This is a genomic window from Marinifilum sp. N1E240, from assembly GCF_009295825.1.
GTDB classification, from domain to species: Bacteria; Bacteroidota; Bacteroidia; order Bacteroidales; family Marinifilaceae; genus Marinifilum_A; species Marinifilum_A sediminis.
This window is the reverse complement of sequence record NZ_WHKF01000004.1, coordinates 149,622-171,037: the sequence shown is the minus strand read 5'-3', so window position 1 is coordinate 171,037 and position 21,416 is coordinate 149,622. Positions and strand designations below refer to the sequence as shown.

Genomic DNA, 21,416 nt, shown 5'->3' with positions numbered 1-21,416 from the left:
GAATTTCCGGTCTTGTTTTTTTATACAAAAAACTTCATTCAATGTTCCTATAAGGAAAAACATAAATATCCCTTCTCCATTATTCAATTCAACACCATCTTCTTTCATATTTATTTAAATCGAATAAATACATTTACTATTTCTCCAAAAAAATTAACTAATAACATTCTTCAAATACATCGAGTGTATTATGTTCTTATAAATATTAATACGACTACACTCACAAAAAACAGGCTAAAATCAAACAAAATATTTGTTTTTGCGTATCAAAAAAACATCAATTGACATGCAATCAAATTTGATTAACTTCATTGGTGTTTGACTTAAATTTATTTTGTTATTTAGGGTAACGAAAAACTTACCCAAACACAATCACTTAAAAAGCTATCTATATGAACATTACAATTGTTGGTACAGGTTACGTTGGACTAGTTTCTGGAACCTGTTTTGCTGAAACAGGCATAACTGTTACGTGCGTTGACGTAGATCAGACAAAAATAGACAACCTAAACAAAGGAATTATCCCTATTTATGAGCCTGGCCTTTCCCCAATGGTAACCCGAAATATGGAAAAAGGCAGATTGTTTTTTTCAACCAATTTAAAAGATTGTTTAAGCGAAGCCGATGCCGTATTTATTGCGGTTGGAACTCCTCCTGACGAAGATGGTAGTGCCGATTTACAATATGTTTTAGGAGTAGCCCGAGAAATTGGAAAGCACGCTGAACATTACATGGTAATTGTAACTAAAAGTACGGTACCAATCGGAACGGCAAAAAAAGTAAAAGCTGCGGTTCAAGAAGAGCTAGACAAACGAAATTCAGATGTAAAATTCGATGTGGCTTCAAACCCTGAATTCTTAAAAGAAGGTGCTGCCATAGATGACTTTTTAAAACCGGATCGAGTCGTAATTGGAACAGAATCCGGTAAAGCTCAAAAAGTCATGAAAAGACTTTACAAACCATTTCTCATGAATAATCATCCTGTTATTTTTATGGATATACCTTCAGCTGAAATGACAAAATATGCAGCAAACTCAATGCTCGCAACCAAAATTTCATTCATGAACGACATCGCCAATCTTTGTGAAATTGTTGGTGCCGATGTAAACAACGTTCGAAGAGGAATTGGGTCTGATAGTAGAATTGGAAATAAATTCATTTACCCTGGAACTGGTTATGGAGGATCTTGCTTCCCTAAAGATGTTCAGGCTCTTGTTAAAACTTCTGAACAAAAAGGACACCCTCTTGAAATTCTCAAATCTGTTGAGCTGGTTAATAATCGTCAAAAAAGCGTTCTCTACAAAAAGATGATGACTCATTTCGAAGGAAATCTCAAAGGAAAAAAATTCGCGATGTGGGGACTTTCATTTAAGCCTAACACCGATGATATGCGTGAAGCTCCTGCTTTAGTTATTATTGATAAACTATTAAAGGAAGGTGCAGAAGTAGTAGCTTATGACCCTGTTGCCATGGAAGAATGCGAAAGAAGAATTGGTTCAGATGTGGAATACGCAAAAGATCAATACGAAGCATTAATAGATGCCGATGCACTAATTGTTGTAACAGAATGGAATGAATTTAAAGTTCCTAACTTTAGGGTTATGGAGAAGCTATTGAAAAACAAGATTATATTTGATGGGCGTAACATTTACGACATTGAAGACATGACGGACAATGATTACATATATTACTCTATCGGTCGTGAAGTTATTGGTAAAACCAATGGAATTCCAGTTCAATAAAATAAATCTCAGAGCAAATACCTCCCGATAATTTCGGGAGGTTTACTTATACAACACATCATGTCGCAAAGACAGCTACCAACAAATCTAAAAACATGAAAAGAGTTTTAGTAACCGGAGGTGCCGGTTTTATCGGTTCTCACCTATGCGAGCGATTATTAAGAGAAGGTAACGACGTTATCTGCCTAGACAATTACTTTACAGGAGCTAAAAAAAACATAGCTCATTTATTAGATAATCCATACTTTGAATTGGTTCGTCACGATGTAACCTCTCCTTATTTTGCAGAGGTTGATGAAATTTACAATATGGCATGTCCTGCTTCACCAGTTCACTACCAATATAATCCAATTAAAACCATAAAAACTTCTGTAATGGGAGCCATAAATATGCTGGGACTTGCCAAGCGTGTAAAAGCTCGAATCCTACAAGCCTCAACAAGTGAGGTATATGGAGACCCAGAGATTCACCCGCAAACAGAGGATTACTGGGGAAATGTAAACCCAATCGGCATCCGTTCTTGTTATGATGAAGGAAAACGTTGTGCAGAAACCTTGTTTATGGATTATCACAATCAAAACAATGTTGATATCAAGATCATTCGCATTTTCAATACTTATGGTCCCAACATGAATCCAGACGACGGTAGAGTGGTTTCAAATTTTATCGTACAAGCTCTTCAAAACGAAGACATAACCATTTTTGGAGATGGATCTCAAACCAGAAGTTTTCAGTATGTTGACGATTTGGTGGAAGGAATCTCAAGAATGATGCAAACACGTCACAATTTTACAGGACCTGTAAATATTGGGAATCCTAACGAATTTACAATTTTAGAACTGGCTCAAAAAGTGATTGAATTAACCAACTCCAAATCTAAAATTATTCACTTACCTCTTCCTCAAGATGATCCTACTCAACGACAGCCAAACATTAGTCTGGCAAAAAAAGAGCTAAACAATTGGGAGCCTACCATTCAACTAAACAACGGCTTAGTCAAAACTATTGATTATTTCGACACCTTACTATCTAATCGATAAAACAATTGTGAAGTAATCAAATAGAGACCAATCAAAAAGTTAGTGAATGACTTGATAAAATCATTAAAAATTAAATCCAAATGAAAGGAATTATATTAGCCGGAGGTTCTGGTACTCGATTATATCCCATTACAAAAAGTATTTCCAAGCAAATTATCCCTGTATACGACAAACCAATGATATATTATCCATTGTCGGTACTAATGCTTGCCGGAATAAAGGAAATTCTAATTATATCTACACCAAAGGATTTGCCTTTATACAAAGATCTTTTTGATGATGGCAAACAATACGGATTGGATATATCTTATGCGGAACAGCCATCGCCTGATGGTTTAGCGCAAGCTTTTATTATTGGTGAAGAATTTATAGGCGATAGTCCTGTGTGTATGATTCTTGGTGATAACCTTTACTACGGTTATGAATTTAGCAAACAATTAAACGAATCTGCCAAATTAACCAATGGTGCTCATGTTTTTGGTTATCATGTAAATGACCCTGAGAGATATGGTGTTGCCGAGTTTGATAAGAATGGATTGGTTAAGAGCATAGAGGAAAAACCAGAGAATCCAAAATCGAATTACGCAGTTACAGGCTTGTATTTTTACGATAACTCTGTTGTTGAAAAAGCGAAATCATTAAAACCCTCAAAAAGAGGTGAACTTGAAATCACAGATCTCAATAGGATTTACCTTGAAGAAAATCAATTGAATCTTAAAATTCTTGGTCGAGGAATGGCTTGGTTGGATACTGGCACACATGAAAGCATGTTGCAAGCATCAAATTTTATTGCAACTATTGAGCAAAGACAAGGATTAAAAGTAGCCTGTATAGAGGAAATTGCTTACCGAAACAAATTCATTAATAAAGATCAGTTATTAAAACTAGCTGAACCATTACTGAAAAATCAATATGGAGAGTATTTGGTGAGAATTGCAAACGAAGATTAGAATCAACAAATCGACTATGGAAATCATAAAAACTGAAATACCTGATTTACTAATAATACAGCCAAGAGTTTTCGAAGATGAGAGAGGATATTTTTTCGAAAGCTTTAATGATAATGAATTTAAGAAACATGGTTTAAACCTGAATTTTGTTCAAGATAATGAATCAAAATCGGGCTATGGAGTAATCAGAGGACTGCACTATCAATTGGCACCTTATTCTCAAACCAAACTGGTTAGAGTTATTCAAGGAAAAGTTTTTGATGTTGCGGTTGATCTTCGACAAGATTCTCCCACCTACGGAAAATGGAGAGGTATTGAACTTTCTGCCGAAAATAAAATACAATTCTTAATACCCAAAGGCTTTGCTCATGGATTTTCGGTCTTGAGCGAAACTGCAACTTTTGTTTATAAATGTGATAGCCTCTACCAACCCAAAGCTGAGAGAGGTTTAAATTTTAATGATCCTTACTTGAATATAGATTGGAGAATTTCAGCTGAAAATGCAATAATATCGCCTAAAGACAAAGTGCTACCAAACTTTAAGGAAGCAGAAAAGAATTTTAAATTTGGTAAATAAACCGCTTTTATGACAAAAATCTTAGTGACCGGAAGCAATGGACAATTGGGATCTGAAATCAAGGAATTATCATCAATTTTTCCAGAATTTGAATTTATTTTTACCGATGTTGCCGAACTTGACATTACATCTCCGAAGGCATTATCGGATTTTATTACAGGAAAAAAGATAAAATACTTAATAAATTGTGCTGCCTACACAAACGTCGATCAAGCTGAAAAAGACGAAGAAACTGCCAGGCTAATTAATGCCATTGCAGTAAAAAACCTTGCTGAAGTTTCGAAATTACATGAAATAACTCCAATTCATATTTCTACAGATTACGTTTTCTCTGGCGAAGGCTTTAAACCTTATCAGGAAAATGAAACAATAGCTCCACAAGGAGTTTATGGAAATACTAAATTTGAAGGTGAAGAATTTCTAAGAACCATTTGCCTTAAGCATATTATCATTAGAACCTCATGGCTCTATTCTCCTTTTGGGAAAAACTTCCTAAAAACAATGATTAATTTGGGTAAAGATAAAGATCAACTAGGAGTTATTGTTGATCAGGTAGGTACACCAACTTATGCTCACGATTTAGCTTCATGTATTATACAAATCATCAAAAAAATACACGCAGACAAAGACTTTAATGATTATGGAACTTATCACTATTCAAACGAAGGTGTTTGCAGTTGGTTTGATTTTGCCAGCGAAATTCAAATTGAAGCTAAGAATGACTGTAAAATAAACACCATTGAAAGTAAGGACTTTAAGTGTCTTGCAAAAAGACCACATTACAGTGTTTTGAATAAATCAAAAATTAAACATATTTTTGGTCTCGATATTCCGCACTGGAGGGGAAGGATATCTCATTGTATCAATAGAATAAATAGTTAATTATTAGAAACCTTTTCGGAAATGAACAAAACGGAAATTTTAGAAAGTGTTATTGAAAAAGCCAACTTATGGCTTGATGGGAATTATGACGAGACGACAAAAAGTGACGTTCAATCTCTACTTAACCAGGAAGATCAGACCAATCTTATAGATTCTTTTTACAAAGATTTAGAATTTGGAACCGGAGGATTACGAGGAAAAATGGGTCCCGGAACTAACCGAATGAATATATACACAGTTGGGGCCGCCACTCAAGGTTTAGCAAACTATTTAAATGAATGTTTCTCAGACGAAGAAATTTCAATTTGCATTGGCTATGACTGTAGAAATAATAGTAAATTATTTTCGGATACGGTAGCTAATATTTTTTCTGCTAATGGAATTAAAGCATATATATTTGACGATTTAAGACCAACACCCGAAATGTCTTTTGCCATTCGTCATTTGGGTTGTAAATCAGGTGTAATTATTACTGCATCTCACAATCCTAAAGAGTACAATGGTTACAAAGCTTATTGGGACGATGGATCTCAGATTGTAACGCCTCACGATAAAAATATCATCGATGCTGTTAAGGCGGTTAAAGTTGATGATATTAAATTCGAAGGAAATCCAGATTTGATAGAAGTTTTAGGTGCTGAAATGGATAAGTTATATCTCGACACAGTTAAAACATTAACTCTTTCACCTGAGGCGATTAAAAATCAGAAAGATCTTAAGATTGTATTTACACCACTTCACGGAACTACAGTAAAACTTGTTCCTGATTCATTGGCTAATTTCGGTTTTGAAAATGTAATTCACATTCCGGAACAAGATGTTGTAGATGGTAATTTCCCAACTGTATGGTCTGCGAACCCAGAAGAGCCAGAGGCTCTAAAAATGGCAGTGGATAAAGCTGAAGAGGTTGATGCTGATTTAGTAATGGCATGTGATCCTGATGGTGATCGTTTGGGAATCTCTGTGAAAAATGATAAAGGCGAATGGGAAATCATTAATGGTAACCAAACGGCTTTAATTTTTACCTATTATCTTATTAAAAGAAGAAGAGAATTAGGTCTTCTTACAGGTAATGATTACGTGGTTAAAACAATTGTAACCACTGAATTATTCAAAGATGTAGCAGAGAAAAACAACGTAGAATGTTTCGACGCCTACACTGGTTTTAAATGGATTGCAGACGTTATGCGAAAGAATCCTGAGAAAAACTATGTTGGAGGTGGTGAAGAATCATTCGGATACATGCCTGGTGACTTTACACGAGACAAAGATGCCGTATCGGCATGTAGTGTTATGGCTGAAATTGCAGCTTGGGCTAAGGATCAAGGAAAAAACCTATTCGATATTTTAAAAGAAATTTACATTGAATATGGATTTTCTAAAGAGAAAATGATCTACATTGTTCGTGAAGGATTACAAGGATCTCAGGAAATCAATCAAATGATGCATGATTACAGGTTTAATACACCGAAAGAAATTAATGGATCGAAAATGATTTTGGTAAAAGACTATACAACCAGAAAAGCCACCAATCCAATTACTGGTGAAGCTACCGATCTTGATTTTGAAACAACTGCAGATGTTTTACAATTCTATCTTGAGGATGGAACTAAGATTTCTGTGCGTCCATCTGGAACAGAACCAAAAATCAAATTTTATTTCGAAGTTCGTGAGAAATTAAATTCTCTTAATGAATTTTTTATTACAGAAGAAAAAGCAAATAAAAAAATTGATGGAATAATAGATTCTTTAAAATTAAACTAATAAATTTAGGGTAGCATAAAAGCTACCCTACACTTATTCTAACCTATGGACAGTAAAAGAACCATTCTCTCTGTTGACGATTCACCAATCAACAACAAACTAATCGAGGCATATTTTAGACGCGAATACAATGTCATATCGAAGGAAAGTGGACAGCAAGCGCTTGCTTGGTTGGAAACAAATATTCCAGATGTGGTTTTGCTAGATATCATGATGCCCGTTATGGATGGAATTGAGGTTCTTGAGCGTATTCAAGCAAATGAGAGGTTAAGAGAAATTCCCGTAATTATGGTTACGGCAAAAACGGAAATGGAAAGCATTAAAGCTACTCTTAGCTTAGGTGCTCAAGATTACGTAAAAAAGCCAATTGACTTTACTGAGTTGCAAACAAAGGTTCTGATTGCTTTTCAGATAAATGAACAAAAACAAGAAATTTCAAAATACAAATCATATTACGATATTCACCAAGGTATGATTCATGCTCAGCGAATTCAAAGATCGATTCTTCCTGATGCTGAACATTTCAGAAGACTATATCCAAAATCTTTCATAATCAACCTGCCAAAACATGTCATCGGAGGTGATTTTTATTGGATACAACAAAGCTACAACAAAAAAAGTATTGGACTTTTTGATTGCACCGGACATGGTGTTCCTGCAGCTATGTTAACCATAATGGGTCAGATGGAACTTCATACCTTATCTCAAAATGGCAATGAAGTTAATGCGGAACAAATTTTTTCTCTTTTAAGTCGAAAGTTTAGTAAAGTTTTAAATACCTCTGCAGATACGTACACTCAACATGATGGTATGGATGGTGTATTTTGTTCGATATATCCACAAGATAATATTCTTGAATTTGTTGGTGCGAAAAGAGCACTTGTGATTATTCGTGAAAACAATACTCAATTAATTGTAGACAATCTGGATACTGAAGCAAAATTATCTAGCTCAACTCATTCTCTTTTTGAAGTTTCCGGAGATAGAAATTCTATTGGAAAAGAATCTGAATTCGTAGAATTTACCACTAAAAAAATCAAAATACATTCTGGAGACAGAATTTTCCTTTACAGCGATGGAATTACAGATCAATTAGGTGGAGACCAACAAAAAAGATTAAAGCGAAAGCAGTTTTACGAAAAACTTCTTGAAATACAAGGAAAATCTATCAATCTTCAAAAATCAGATATCTTTAATTGGCTGGAAAAGTGGAAACACAGCAATGAACAAACCGATGATATTTTAATGATTGGTATTGAGATTTAATACTCTTCCTCATCAGGAAAAAAATCTTTTTTAAAATTTACCAGAAAAAGCTTTTCAGTAGCTCGTGTTAATGCTGTATACAGCCATCTGTAATATTCTCGGTTAAGTAATTCATCCGTTAAATACCCCTGGTCAACAAAAACAGCTTTCCACTGCCCTCCTTGTGCTTTATGGCAAGTTACTGAATAAGCAAATTTCACTTGCATGGCATTAAAGAATTTATCATTACGAACTTTTTCGAATCGCTTCTTTTTTATTTTTATATCGGCATAATCCTCTGCCACGGCAAAAAACAATTTCTTGTTCTCTTCATAACCCAATGATGCTGTTTCAATATCCAAAGTATCCAGCATGATCATTGTATCCAATTCTACATCATCATAATCAGGAAAGCGCACAGTCACCTCTGCATACCTAAAACCATACATTTCAATATGCTTTTTAATCCGAACAATTTCAATGATATCTCCATTGGCAATAAAATCAAGATTTTCGATATCGTGTGCCCAAAAATAATTGTTCTTCACAACCATTAATAAGTCTCCCACTGATATTTCCTCTTCACGATAAAGAACAGTATTTCGAATCCCCTGATTGAATCGATTCGCTCTCTTATTAGATCGACTTATTACAATTGTATCCTCGACACCATACTGGTAATGAGCTGATGATATTTCTTCAATTAAATCGGCACCAGTAATCTTAAATACATCTGGAAATTGATTTGTTGACAAGGCTGGAAATCCATCTTGATTCTCCCTTAACATTTTTCTCAATTCGGTCGCATTCATTAAAATGCCAGATTCTTGATTTTGACGAACAACTTGAGTTAAGGTTAACTCCTCAATTCCATAATTATAACAGGCACGCAACTCTTCCGGATCAAGAGCAGGACTAATATCTAAACCAACAGGAGGTAACTGAGCAGAATCTCCTACCAGTATCAATTTGCAATTTTTACCTGCATAAACATATTCTATCAAATCGTCTAAAAGACAACCCGAACCAAACACACTAGCTTCAGGAGAATAGTTAGAAATCATAGAGGCTTCATCCACCAAAAAGACAGTATTATTGTGCAAATTTCTATCCTTTACAAAAACACCATCTGCATCAGCCAATGATTTTTGTCGATATATTTTTTTGTGAATGGTAAAAGCAGACTTTTTAGAATATTGACTTAGCACTTTCGCCGCTCGACCTGTAGGTGCTAAAAGAACCGTTTTTATCTTTAAATCGCCTAATGTTGAAGTAAGGGCACTAACTAAAGTTGTTTTTCCTGTTCCGGCGTATCCTTTTAATAAAAAAATTTTTTTCTCAGAATCCTGAATTACAAAATCAGCTAAATCAACTATAGCCTTAGTTTGATCACTAGTTGGAGCGAATTTAAGATGCTCCCTAATCATATCGGCAAGGTGATTTTTTATCATTTCTGTTAAATTTTAATGGATATAAAAATAGCCAAATAGATTTTTTTTTTAAATTTGCAGACAAACTTACACAAACTAATAAGAATAAAAATGAAAAAAATCTTTCAAATCTTACTATTCATAGCAATTATTGCACTTGCTTACTTAAGCTACCAAAGTATTAACAAGCCACTTGAATTTGGTAAAATCCAGGAGCAACGTTACGAAAGAATTATCGATCAATTGAAAGATATTCGCAAAGCACAAGGAGCTTATAAAGAAGTTAATGGTAAGTACACTGGAAGTTTTGATACATTGATTAGCTTTATCAAGACTGACTCAATGCCTTTGATCAAATCTATTGGTTCTCTTACTGATGAGCAGGTTGAAGCAGGTATGACTGAAAAAGAAGCTGTTAAAAAAGGATTCATTACTCGTGATACTATTAAAATTTCAGCTCTTGACACTATTTTTGGAAAAGAATATGCGATTGAGAATTTAAAATACGTTCCTTTCACTAAAGGACAGCATGAATTTAAATTAGGAGCTGGTGTTTTCATAACAGGTTCTCAAGTTAAAGTTCAGGTTTTCGAAGCAAGAGTTTCTAACATGATAATTTTCGAAGATATCTTTGAAGAGTATAGTGAAGAAATTAAAGAATTAAATGGTAACCGTATTCGTTTGAACAAATACCCAGGCTTAATGGTAGGTTCTCTTGAAGAAGCTAACAATAACGCAGGAAACTGGGAGTAATCCTTTACTATATGGACGACCTAGTATTTGTTGAGTCTACATTTGATAAAAACAAAACTGAAGAATATAATTTATCCATCCGAGTTGGCTCGGATGGATTTTCTTTTTCTATACTCAACGGAAATAAAAAATGTTTGGCATTAAAACGCTTTCAAACATTCGATCAGAACTCAACAATTGAAACTCTTAATTCATTTAAAGAGCAAATTCGAAACAACGAGTTACTCAATTTAAAATATAAAACAATTTCAGTTTTATGGGTCTCAAACAAATCTGTTCTGATACCAAATGAATTTTATTCCGAGCAATTCGCTTTTGAAAGTTTTCAGCTCTGTCATGAATTATCAGAAGAGGAAGTGTTAGAGCAGAATAATATTTCAGCTTTAGAATCGTATTGTGTCTTTTCTATACCTAATAACTTCAAGGAAGTACTGATACAACAATTCTCAACAGTTAAATTCTATCATCACACTTATCCTTTTTATTCATGTGCTATTAAAGAAGAACCACATGATAATAATCCAAATATTTTTGTAAACATTCAAAAGAGTTTCTTTCATATCATCATTCCGGATAGAAACAACAAACATTTCATTAACAGTTTTTCGTACACCGAAGATTCAGATTTAGCTTATTACATTCTTAATGTTTACAAACAACAAAAGCTAAACAACGAAAGAAGTAAGCTAATAGTAGATGGACTGATACAAGAAGAAAGTAAATCCATACAATTGCTAAAAAAATACTTGACCCATGTAGAGGTTAAACTCCTTCCCACGGAACTGAGAATAAAAAATGCCATTCCCCATAAGGAATACAATCAATATATTAATCTAATAAATTTATCCAGGTGCGAATAGTAAGCGGGACACATAAAGGTAGAAGGATAACTCCGGATAAAAGTTTCAAGGCACGACCTACAACCGATTTTGCCAAAGAAAATCTATTTAATGTTTTGAATAACATGATAGATTTCGAAGATTTAAGCGTATTAGACCTATTTGGAGGTACAGGTGGTATTAGTTATGAATTTGCATCGAGAGGTGCAGAAAAAATAATTTGTGTAGAAAAAAATCATCGCCACTTTGCATTCATTCAAAAAACGATTGAAGAACTAAAGTTTGAACAAATACTTCCTATTAAATCCGATGTTTTTCGCTTTGTAAAATCCTGTCGTCAGAAATTTGATATGGTTTTTGCAGATCCTCCATTCGATATGAAAGGTATAGATAGTATCCCAAATTCTATTCTGGAAAAAGAATTATTAACTGAAAATGGTCTTTTAATTGTTGAACATGGTTCAGCAAATGACTTCTCAGCACATCCATCTTTTTTTGAAAAAAGAACCTATGGGAGTGTGAATTTTAGTTTCTTTAAGTTAAAGAAGTAGCAAGTTGAATACCCTGTAAAAAAAAAGCATTTTTTTTACTTGTCGTAACATCCTCAAAACCGCTATATTACTGACTTAAGCTAATATTTCACTCAAAAAAACACACTTAGATATTGCAAGTCAAAAAACTTGCATTATCTTTGCATCGCTATCAAAAAAACAAGGTCTGGTAGTTCAGTTGGTTAGAATACATGCCTGTCACGCATGGGGTCGCGAGTTCGAGTCTCGTCCAGACCGCTAAGAAGAAAAACGTTCTTTACATTATTATTTTTTGGTCCGGTAGTTCAGTTGGTTAGAATACATGCCTGTCACGCATGGGGTCGCGAGTTCGAGTCTCGTCCGGACCGCCAAAAAAGAAAAGTATTTATATTATTTTGGTCTGGTAGTTCAGTTGGTTAGAATACATGCCTGTCACGCATGGGGTCGCGAGTTCGAGTCTCGTCCAGACCGCCAACAAAGATTAAGTTCTTTACATTATTATTTTTGGTCCGGTAGTTCAGTTGGTTAGAATACATGCCTGTCACGCATGGGGTCGCGAGTTCGAGTCTCGTCCGGACCGCCAAAAACATAAGCCTTCGATTCAATTTGAGTCGGAGGTTTTTTTATGCTCAATTTTTAAAAATTGGCGAATACTGGTTCACAGAATATTCTATACTTACATTTTACTACTATCGGTTAGGTAAATTTTATTTCACTAGCCATACTTCTAACTTGATTCCTCTTCTAGAATATCACAATGCTACCAAATCCTGAAATAAAAACAAACAACTCCCTTATTATCAACTCTAATAAAAAAATTTATAAGTTCAGTTATTGTGTATCAAGAGCACCTATATATTTTCAGACCTAAAAGTCTTTTATTTCGATTATTTTTCCCAACTTTAGTAGAATACAATTAAATACTAAGACTTTAGCAACAATGGGAAATTTTAAACCGGCAGATCAAATACAGGATTTGCAAAATTTTGGTGAGTTTGGAGGAGTCAATCCATCAATTACCGATTCTTCTACATTTACCTTTCTTAAGGCAAAAACAATGATTGGAGTGTTCGATGGAGAAATTGATGGTTGTTATTTGTATTCGCGTCATTGGAATCCAACCAACATTTACCTCTCGCAAGCACTTGCTGAAATGGAAAACACCGAAAGTGCACTGGTTACAGCCTCGGGAATGGCAGCCATTAGCTCTACTCTATTACAAATATGCCAATCGGGAGATGAGATTGTATCGAGCAGAACTATTTACGGTGGTAGTTATGCCTTACTAAAAAACTTTCTTCCAAAATTTGGTATCACAACAAAGTTCGTAAACACAACAGATATTAGTCAAGTAGAAAAAGCAATCAATAAAAATACAAAACTGATTTATTGCGAAACGATGAGTAATCCGATGTTAGAAATAACTAATATTAGGACTCTTTCTGCGCTCGCTAAAGCCAATAACTGCAAATTGGTAGTGGATAACACTTTTTCTCCATTAATTTTCTCTCCTGCCGAATTGGGAGCTGACATTGTAATTCACAGTTTAACCAAATTTATTAATGGAATGAGTGACTGTGTTGCAGGAGCCATTTGTGCCAGTAAAGAATTCACCGATGCTTTATACGATGTGAATAATGGTTCAGCAATGCTTCTTGGTCCGGTTTTAGATAGCCTTAGATCTGCAAGTATTCATAAAAATTTAAAGACTTTACACATCAGAATGAAGCAACATGGACAAAACGCGCTTTATTTATCCAAGAAATTGGAAGCTGATGGTTACAGAATACTTTATCCCGGATTAGAAAGTCATCCTCAGAATGAACTCATGAAAAGTATGGGAAATAAGAATTTTGGTAGCGGTGGTCTTTTTGTGATCGATTTGAAAGAAAAAGAAATGGCTAATCATTTTATGGAATTGATGCAGGAAGCAAATATTGGATATTTAGCAGTAAGCCTTGGATCGTATAAAACACTATTTAGCGCACCAGGAGGAAGTACTTCATCTGAAATCCCAGAAGAGGAAAGAATGGAAATGGGTTTAACTGATGGATTGGTTCGAATTTCTATAGGTTTAGATGATGATATTGAAAGGACTTATCTAAAAATGAAGAAGTGCCTAAAAAAGGTTCATACGCAGGTTTAATCGTTTCATTTTAAAGATCTATCGAGTGCCTCATTAATATTTTGTATCTTAATTAACGAAAAAATAAAACTCTAACTTATGCAACAACAATTATTTAAGGACCTATGGAAGGAATACACTGCTCAGAATCCTTCTGCTCAAGCCATTCATAATCTTTTCACCGAAGAAAACGAATTGGTTGTAAACGATCATGTAGCTTTTAGAACCTTTGATGATCCAAGAATGAATATTCAGGTTTTAGCAAAGAAATTCCTTAAAGCCGGATACGAATTTGTTGGAGAATACAAATTTGAAGACAAGCATTTAAATGCTGTACATTTAGAACATCCTACCGAAGATGCTCCAAGAGTTTTCATTTCCGAGTTGATTTTATCAGAATTTTCTGAAGAATTTCAAAAAGTCATAAAAGGAAGAATCAATTCTGTAGGCAATGCTTATTATGGAGATCCGGATTTAATCCATAAAGGCTGTGTTTGGGGAAAACCAACATATGCTGATTACCAATACCTGAGAAAAGAATCAGAATATGCAGCCTGGCTGTTAGTTCATGGTTTTAGAGTAAATCATTTTACAGTTAGCATTAATGCACTTAAAAAATACGATACCATTGAAAAAGTAAATCAATTTTTGAAAGACAATGGCTTTGAGATGAACACTTCAGGAGGAGAAATTAAAGGAACTCCTGAAAAATTATTGCAACAGTCTTCTACACTTTCAGAGATAATTAAGTTTGAATTTGAAGAAGGAGAATACGATATCCCTGCTTGTTTTTATGAATTTGCCATTCGTTATCCTAATGAGCAAGGTGAAATCTTTTCTGGTTTCATTGCAGCGAATGCCAATAAAATATTCGACAGTACAAACTTTAGAGAGGTATAAAGACAGTCAATTAATTAAGAGAGCAAAATTCAAATTTGAGTTTTGCTCTTTTTTTGTCTAAAATAGTAAACATCATTAGTCATATATGGCGAGCTCTCTATTATATTTGTACGAACAACTAACAAAAACCAAAATGAACAAACAACTAACACTAATGATTTTGATTTGCATGCTGATTACTGCATGTACAAATAACAATCAATCTCTACCTGTTGAAGCTGGAGTAGCTAAAGCATTAGCCGATTACAGAAAAGCAAACATTAGCAATTTAGTATATGAATTGAGTTTTGATATTCCTGAATTTAAAAACGACGAAATTCCTGGAAAAAACACCATCAGTTTTGATTTGCTATCAACAGATCAGGATTTACAAATTGACTTTAGAGAAAAGGCAAATATGATTCATAAGGTAATTTGTAATCGTGAGATTTCTAACTATCGATTTGAATCGGAACACCTAATCATTCCAAAAGAAGAACTAATAATAGGACAAAATAAAATCCAAATTGAGTTTACTGCAGGAAACACCTCCTTAAATCGTAACGATGAATTTTTATATACTCTTTTTGTTCCAGACAGAGCCAGAACAGCTTTTCCATGTTTCGATCAACCTAATCTTAAGGCTGCATTTCAATTAAATTTAAGCGTTCCATCACATTGGAAAGCAATGGGAAATGGCAAACTGGATTCTAAGGTGGATAAAGAAAACAAAAGTCATTATAAATTTTCTAAAACCAAGCCACTTCCAACCTATCTCTTCTCTTTTGTAGCCGGTAAATTCGAAACGGTAACAAGAGAGCACAATGGAAGAAAGCACACCATGTATCATCGCGAAACAGATCAGGAGAAACTAGAACGCAACAGCGATGAAATCTTTAACTTGTTGTTTCAGTCTTTGGATTGGTTGGAGGATTATACCGACGTACCATATCCTTTTGCAAAATACGACATCGTAGTAATACCATCATTCCAGTATGGAGGAATGGAACACACCGGTGCAACTCTATATAATGCTTCCCGAATGTTTTTGGATGAAAATGCTACCAAAAACAGATTGTTGGCTCGTGCTAACTTAATTGCGCATGAAACTGCACACATGTGGTTTGGCGACTTGGTAACTATGAAATGGTTCGATCAGGTTTGGTTGAAAGAAGTATTTGCTAATTTTCTTGCTGATAAAATCACTAATCCCAGTTTTCCGGAAATGAATCACAATCTAAAATTCCAGATGGCTCATTTTCCAAGTTCATTTAGTGTTGACAGAACAAATGGAGCCAATCCTGTAAATCAGGTATTGCCAAATTTGAAAGATGCCGGAACAGTATATGGAGCAATTATCTATCACAAATCGCCAATTGTGATGAACATGCTGGAAAATATAACAGGTGAAGAAGCTTTAAAAAGTGGATTGCAAACATACATGAAGAAGTATGCCTATGGAAATGCAAGTTGGGAAGACTTGATTGCAATTCTGGATGCAACCACAGAATTTGATTTAAAGGAGTGGAGCAAGGTTTGGGTTGACAAAGCAGGAAGACCTCAGCTTACCAACAATATTAGCACCAGCAATGATAAGATAAGCGAGTTTAAAATCGCACAAAAAGATACCAAAGGAAATGATGGAGACTGGACACAGGATTTGAATTTAATTTTGGGTTATAAAGAAGACAGCAAACATTTTAAAGTTAAAATGGACAAGCCAGAACTTACTATAAAAGAAACCAATGGCTTGGAAATTCCTGATTACATTATTGCAAATGGAAAAGGTGATGCTTATGGATTTTTCCAATTGGATGAAAAAAGCAAACAATTTCTATTAGAAAACCTTCATGCCGTAACAGATGATTTACACAGAGGAATTGCCTTAATCAACCTTTATGAAAACCTACGTGAAGGATTTATTAGCGGCAGTGAATTTGTTCTCGCTTTGGAAAGACAAATTGAAAAAGAGCAGAACAATCTGATTTTAGAACGCTTGCTTTCTTATTTGAAATCTGCCTATTGGTTAGATTTAAATGCCGCTGAAAGAAAGCAAATAGGTGCAAAACTGGAAGAAAGCCTTTGGATTCGTTTAAGTACAGAAAAAGACATGAGCAAAAAATCAAGTCTGTATTCTGCCTTTTCTAGTATTGCACAAAGCCCTGAGAAATTAGATCAGCTTTACAAAGTTTGGAAGGAAGAAATTGCCATTGGCGGATTTTCTCTTTCCGAAACTAAAGCAACAGCATTGGCTTGCAAGCTTGCAATAAAGATGCCCGAGAAGTCTGATGAGTTGATCAAAACACAAACTGAAAGAATCAAAAATCCAGATCGTAAAAAGAAAATGAAATTCGTTGCCCCTTCCCTTTCTGCCGATCCTGAAATTCGCAAAGCATTTTTTGAAAGTTTAAAGAATGAAGAGAACAGACAAATTGAACGTTGGGCATTGGAAGGTTTACGTTATTTGAATCATCCGCTAAGAGAAAAGGAAGCATTGACCTACCTGCCTCAAGCATTGGAGTTATTGAAAGAAATCCAGGTAACTGGCGATATTTTCTTTCCTTACAATTGGCTAAGTGCAAGTTATAGCGGACACCAATCGAAAGAAGCTGGAGATATCACTCGAAAATTTTTAGAAGAAAGACCTGATTATCCTGAAAATTTAAAATTAAAAATACTTCAGACTGGAGATTTGGTATTGAGGAAAACAGAATAAACAGTCAATTTAACTGAGTAAATATTAATCGGATTATAAAGTAGAACAAGATGTTTTTATTTGTTGGTTTGGGAGCTTTTCAAGCCCTTATATTCTCACTATTGCTAATAACAAAAAAGCAAAGGAAAACTGCTGATAAATTTTTAGCAGCTTTCTTCTTTGTGATTTGCTTATACTTACTAAACATTTACTCAGTTAAATATGCTTTGTGGAAAAGCCATCCAAACATTATCCTATGCATCACTTTAGTTGCACTTACTTATGGACCATTATTGTATTTCTACGTTACCTCATTAATTGGACGAAAGATAACGAAGAAACAGTTGTTTTATCATTCACTTCCCATACTGGGAACATTTCTAATCATATTGCCTTTTGCTTTTCGCGAGGATAGTGAAAAATGGCTCTACTTCACAGATAAATTTATTAATCTGCCATTAAATCTTTCCATTGGCACATTCCTGCAATATTTATCGGCACCGGTTTATTTCATTTGGATCCTTAAAATACTAAACGGACACAAAGAATATTTACAGAATACTCATTCATCTACAGATAAAATAAGTCTTGGCTGGATGCGTAAACTGTTGTATGGAGTAATTACGATTTGGTTTATTGATTGTGTTAATGTTTATGCACTCAATTTCACGAATCTTGATATCCCTTATTATGTGTCATGGACAATCAAGTTTACTTTTATCGCTTTTATTATCGTAATAGGATACTATGGCATTAATCAGGGAAGTATTTTCGTAAGTGTTCAGCCACAAAGTGGAAAGAAATTTGAATCTTCAAGTGATTCCAAAAAAATTACATCCGAAAAATCAGCACAAAAATACACAGATATCCTCATCAGCTATATGGAAAATGAAAAAGTGTATTTAAACAATGAAATTCGAATTCAAGACATTGCTATAAAACTGAACTTACCTGTTCATGTTTTGTCATATACAATCAACAATAATCTGAATCAGAATTTTTATGATTTTGTAAATACTTATCGAATTAATGAGGCAAAAAGACGACTAATAGATGATGAATATAAAAACTTAACCATTGTTGCCATTGCCTTTGACTGTGGTTTTAATTCGAAAGCCACCTTTAACCGATTGTTCAAACAATACACAGGAGTAACACCAACTCAATATAAGAAAGAAGCTATGAATTAGGCTCTAAAGAGGTCTCATATTATAAAGATGAGACCCTTGCTATCTTCAGATCAAGCATATTTGCTCATCAAATAACAAAACTTATTAATGATGAGAAATAACTTCTATCCTACTCAAGCTGCCAATCGTATTGAACTGCTCGATGTTCTTCGAGGCTTTGCCATAGCCGGCGTACTATTATCTAATATTATTATTTTAAGCGGTCATGTTTTTACTCCAATATCCGATTTGAATAACATGCCTATGGCTAGTTTAAATGAATCTTTGTCCATGATTGCCGCCTCTGTTATACAAGGCAAATTTTACCCAATTTTAATGATTCTTTTTGGTGCTGGTTTGTTCATGCAATTTCGCAAAAGCAAGCAAGATGGTTTTTTGAAATTCTTTAGTTGGCGCATGTTTGTTCTCATACTTATTGGCGTACTTCACTCTACTTTTTGGGCTGGAGATGTCGTTACCATTTATGCTTTATTCGCATTTTTATTGATTCCAATGCGTAATATGAAACCAAAAACATATTTAATTGTAGCCGTATTGTTATTTCTTGTTCATTTTTCGGTAGCCTACTATCAAAGTGTAGCAGCAACTTCTGTTGAAAGTACTGAACGCATTGCGCAATTTGAACTTCCGGGTGTAAGTCCAAACGATTTAATTGATAAAGTTCGAAATGAGGGATTTGCCGGTATGTGGTTCATTACTAAAAAACAAATGTCAATTCTATGGACCATTCCCAGGTATATGCGAGTAACGCCTAGTACACTACTATTATTCTTGTTAGGTGCTTACTTATTTGGAATTGGGTTCTTATCGGAGAAAGCACGAAAGGCAAAATATCTTCTTTTATTCTTAATTATAGGACTAATAGGCACTTACCTCATGTTTTATGTATCCTATTCATTTAGTATCATCGGAAATTTATTTTTAGCCCTTAGTTACATCTCGCTTATCGCTATGATAATGGAAACCCGGAGAGGACAAAAGCTTCTGAAAGGCTTAGCGCCAATGGGACGCATGGCACTAAGCAATTATATTATGCAATCGGTAATTTGTATTCTGATATTTTATGGAGTTGGGTTTGCATACTTTGCCAAACTACCTCTTTACATGATATTTTTAATTGCCATTCTTATCCTTCAATTTCAGATTACATTCAGTAAACTCTGGTTGAGAAAATACCAATTTGGTCCTTTAGAAGGAGTTTGGAGACGATTGACTTATGGCAAAAATTGCAACAAACAATAATCCCTAAAACAGTTAGACTGTTTTACATTTACCTTGAAGTGATATAAGTGAGTTAACCAATTTAGCTCACTTATTCTTTTCAGTATTTATACGATTACTCAAGCTCGGTTCCCGGATTCACCTCATCCAAATAAATGCAGGCATTCCATTCAATTGGTTCCATTAGTGTATAGTAATCGTTCTCGCGCAGAGTTAATTCGTTATTCAACCATGGCTGTGCAATTGCTGGTGCTTTTTCCCAATGTATGAAATAGGGTTTATCGGAAATAGATTTCATAGTTGTTTCCATTCCGTCTTCTTTCGCAGGCTGAATATCGTCGACAAAACGATCGGCAGGTTTTTGCCATTTGTTCCAAAATTTCCCACCTCCGTAACACATTCCTATTGCAAAGAAATCGTCGCCCAGATTTTGCTTGATAATTTGAGCCATAGGTGTGAAATAGCCCCAAACATCATCCTGTTTCTGACTTTTGGTTTTGGTATGGATCACGTGATTGATCAGGATAATCTTCGCCTCTTTTCTTTGTTCTAAAGCCCATAGCACATTGTGTGACATCATCAACTCTCTCCCATTCAAGCCGACATATCGATGTGGAGCTTTGCCCTTTCTATCGGAATAATTCCTATAATAGTTCTCAGCCATGCGCATGGCAATTGTACTCTGTCTAGCCCATTGGTATTCCTCTTCGTTCCATTTGATAAGCAATTGTTCTTTGTTTCGATCAAAATGAGCTACTGCCTCATCTAAAATGATAGCCAAATTTGCTTTTTGCTCTGCACTGAGTTTCTCCTGGTAATTGACTCTCGCTTTCTCCTTTCCCATGATTTTTAAGATCGGGTCGAGACGTTTTCTCAATTGCTTTGCATAGTTTGGATCAACTGCTTTCAAGTAATCGGTAATTCGTTTTACAGGAGGATACCAGTTGGTATAAAATCCACCTATATCGGCACCATAATATCGCAATACATTATCGTGAGATTGGTTGTATTCTTGCATCCAGTCGATTAAACTGCGACCTTCTTTCCAGGCGCCATACATTTTATTAAAACCTTCGGTATATACATCTCCCTGCACTTCTTTGCCATGAATAAAATCGTAAACCATGCGCGATTCCGGGAAACCACTTTCTGTCATTACCGTATTGAATCCCTTCTCTTTTGCAAGATACTGGATCAATCGTTCGTGCAGCTGCATCATCTCCTTACAGTTGTGAAATCCTTCGCTAATGGCAACTACTCTGGCATCGCCAATAGCATCTGCAATCGCTTTTACATCTTCGTTATCATCTGTTGGATTTAAAGAATTTAGAGAAACTGCATGCTGCTTTCCCCATTCAATAAAAGCTTTCTCACTGGAAATCTCTTTCTTATCGCAACATGAAATACTAATAAGAATCAGGAGAATTGTTGTCACACTTAAAGTTAATCGAGACATAGAATTGAGTTTAGGCTTTGGTACTGATTTTCGGAAGACTTAAAATTAGAAAATAATCACTACAAAGTACAGGAAAATCATTCACGAAGTAACACAAA

Annotated in this window: 17 protein-coding genes and 4 tRNA genes; 19 read left to right on the top strand and 2 right to left on the bottom strand. The window is 34.7% G+C overall.

Features of this window, described 5'->3' with window-relative positions; all coding sequences use genetic code 11:
* The first annotated feature begins 392 nt into the window (after positions 1-392).
* The 7 genes from GCQ56_RS12195 to GCQ56_RS12165 all read left to right on the top strand — a co-directional run bounded on the left by GCQ56_RS12195 (position 393) and on the right by GCQ56_RS12165 (position 8,221).
* A complete protein-coding gene (locus GCQ56_RS12195) occupies positions 393-1,742 on the top strand; it encodes a UDP-glucose/GDP-mannose dehydrogenase family protein (protein WP_152734751.1) in 1,350 nt (449 codons plus the stop codon).
* A 95-nt stretch (positions 1,743-1,837) separates the two neighbouring features.
* Complete coding sequence (locus GCQ56_RS12190) at positions 1,838-2,782, top strand: UDP-glucuronic acid decarboxylase family protein (RefSeq protein WP_152734750.1); 945 nt, start codon at positions 1,838-1,840, stop codon at positions 2,780-2,782.
* Between the two features lie 80 nt (positions 2,783-2,862).
* Complete coding sequence (rfbA, locus tag GCQ56_RS12185) at positions 2,863-3,732, top strand: glucose-1-phosphate thymidylyltransferase RfbA (RefSeq protein WP_152734749.1); 870 nt, start codon at positions 2,863-2,865, stop codon at positions 3,730-3,732.
* Between the two features lie 16 nt (positions 3,733-3,748).
* Complete coding sequence (rfbC, locus tag GCQ56_RS12180; protein ID WP_152734748.1) at positions 3,749-4,309, top strand: dTDP-4-dehydrorhamnose 3,5-epimerase; 561 nt, start codon at positions 3,749-3,751, stop codon at positions 4,307-4,309.
* Between the two features lie 9 nt (positions 4,310-4,318).
* Positions 4,319-5,191: a dTDP-4-dehydrorhamnose reductase gene (rfbD, locus tag GCQ56_RS12175; RefSeq protein WP_152734747.1), complete on the top strand. Its 873-nt coding sequence runs from the start codon at positions 4,319-4,321 to the stop codon at positions 5,189-5,191.
* A gap of 21 nt (positions 5,192-5,212) precedes the next feature.
* Complete coding sequence (locus GCQ56_RS12170) at positions 5,213-6,955, top strand: phospho-sugar mutase (RefSeq protein ID WP_152734746.1); 1,743 nt, start codon at positions 5,213-5,215, stop codon at positions 6,953-6,955.
* Positions 6,956-7,000: 45 nt separating this feature from the next.
* Positions 7,001-8,221 (top strand): PP2C family protein-serine/threonine phosphatase, encoded by a 1,221-nt coding sequence (locus tag GCQ56_RS12165; RefSeq protein ID WP_152734745.1) that lies wholly within the window; start codon positions 7,001-7,003, stop codon positions 8,219-8,221.
* Here the strand turns inward: GCQ56_RS12165 and GCQ56_RS12160 are convergent.
* On the bottom strand, positions 8,218-9,651 hold the full coding sequence (locus GCQ56_RS12160; protein ID WP_152734744.1) for an ATP-dependent RecD-like DNA helicase: 1,434 nt from the start codon (positions 9,649-9,651) through the stop codon (positions 8,218-8,220). The genes GCQ56_RS12165 and GCQ56_RS12160 overlap by 4 nt on opposite strands.
* A gap of 90 nt (positions 9,652-9,741) precedes the next feature.
* Here GCQ56_RS12160 and GCQ56_RS12155 point away from each other — a divergent pair, with 90 nt between their 5' ends.
* From GCQ56_RS12155 to GCQ56_RS12100, 12 genes are all read left to right on the top strand, one after another.
* Positions 9,742-10,383 (top strand): hypothetical protein, encoded by a 642-nt coding sequence (locus tag GCQ56_RS12155; RefSeq protein ID WP_152734743.1) that lies wholly within the window; start codon positions 9,742-9,744, stop codon positions 10,381-10,383.
* 11 nt (positions 10,384-10,394) lie between these two features.
* On the top strand, positions 10,395-11,243 hold the full coding sequence (locus GCQ56_RS12150; protein WP_152734742.1) for a DUF3822 family protein: 849 nt from the start codon (positions 10,395-10,397) through the stop codon (positions 11,241-11,243).
* Positions 11,234-11,773, top strand: a complete 540-nt coding sequence (locus GCQ56_RS12145; RefSeq protein ID WP_299994517.1) for an RsmD family RNA methyltransferase — start codon at positions 11,234-11,236, stop codon at positions 11,771-11,773. Before GCQ56_RS12150 ends, GCQ56_RS12145 begins: the two co-directional genes overlap by 10 nt.
* 163 nt (positions 11,774-11,936) lie before the next feature.
* Positions 11,937-12,010 (top strand) — tRNA-Asp (locus GCQ56_RS12140).
* Positions 12,011-12,046: 36 nt separating this feature from the next.
* A tRNA-Asp gene (locus GCQ56_RS12135) sits at positions 12,047-12,123 on the top strand.
* A 26-nt stretch (positions 12,124-12,149) separates the two neighbouring features.
* Positions 12,150-12,226, top strand: a tRNA-Asp gene (locus tag GCQ56_RS12130).
* A 32-nt stretch (positions 12,227-12,258) separates the two neighbouring features.
* Positions 12,259-12,335 (top strand) — tRNA-Asp (locus GCQ56_RS12125).
* A 357-nt stretch (positions 12,336-12,692) separates the two neighbouring features.
* On the top strand, positions 12,693-13,898 hold the full coding sequence (locus tag GCQ56_RS12120) for an aminotransferase class I/II-fold pyridoxal phosphate-dependent enzyme (protein ID WP_152734741.1): 1,206 nt from the start codon (positions 12,693-12,695) through the stop codon (positions 13,896-13,898).
* A gap of 78 nt (positions 13,899-13,976) precedes the next feature.
* The gene (locus GCQ56_RS12115; protein WP_152734740.1) at positions 13,977-14,777 is read left to right on the top strand and encodes a DUF1338 domain-containing protein; all 801 of its coding nucleotides are present in this window, start codon (positions 13,977-13,979) and stop codon (positions 14,775-14,777) included.
* Positions 14,778-14,910: 133 nt separating this feature from the next.
* A complete protein-coding gene (locus GCQ56_RS12110) occupies positions 14,911-17,472 on the top strand; it encodes a M1 family aminopeptidase (RefSeq protein ID WP_193323773.1) in 2,562 nt (853 codons plus the stop codon).
* A 50-nt stretch (positions 17,473-17,522) separates the two neighbouring features.
* On the top strand, positions 17,523-18,641 hold the full coding sequence (locus tag GCQ56_RS12105) for an AraC family transcriptional regulator (protein WP_152734738.1): 1,119 nt from the start codon (positions 17,523-17,525) through the stop codon (positions 18,639-18,641).
* An 87-nt stretch (positions 18,642-18,728) separates the two neighbouring features.
* A complete protein-coding gene (locus tag GCQ56_RS12100; protein ID WP_152734737.1) occupies positions 18,729-19,883 on the top strand; it encodes a DUF418 domain-containing protein in 1,155 nt (384 codons plus the stop codon).
* A 94-nt stretch (positions 19,884-19,977) separates the two neighbouring features.
* On the opposite strand, the gene GCQ56_RS12095 is transcribed toward GCQ56_RS12100, so the two are convergent.
* Complete coding sequence (locus tag GCQ56_RS12095; protein ID WP_152734736.1) at positions 19,978-21,318, bottom strand: erythromycin esterase family protein; 1,341 nt, start codon at positions 21,316-21,318, stop codon at positions 19,978-19,980.
* Between the last annotated feature and the right edge of the window lie 98 nt (positions 21,319-21,416).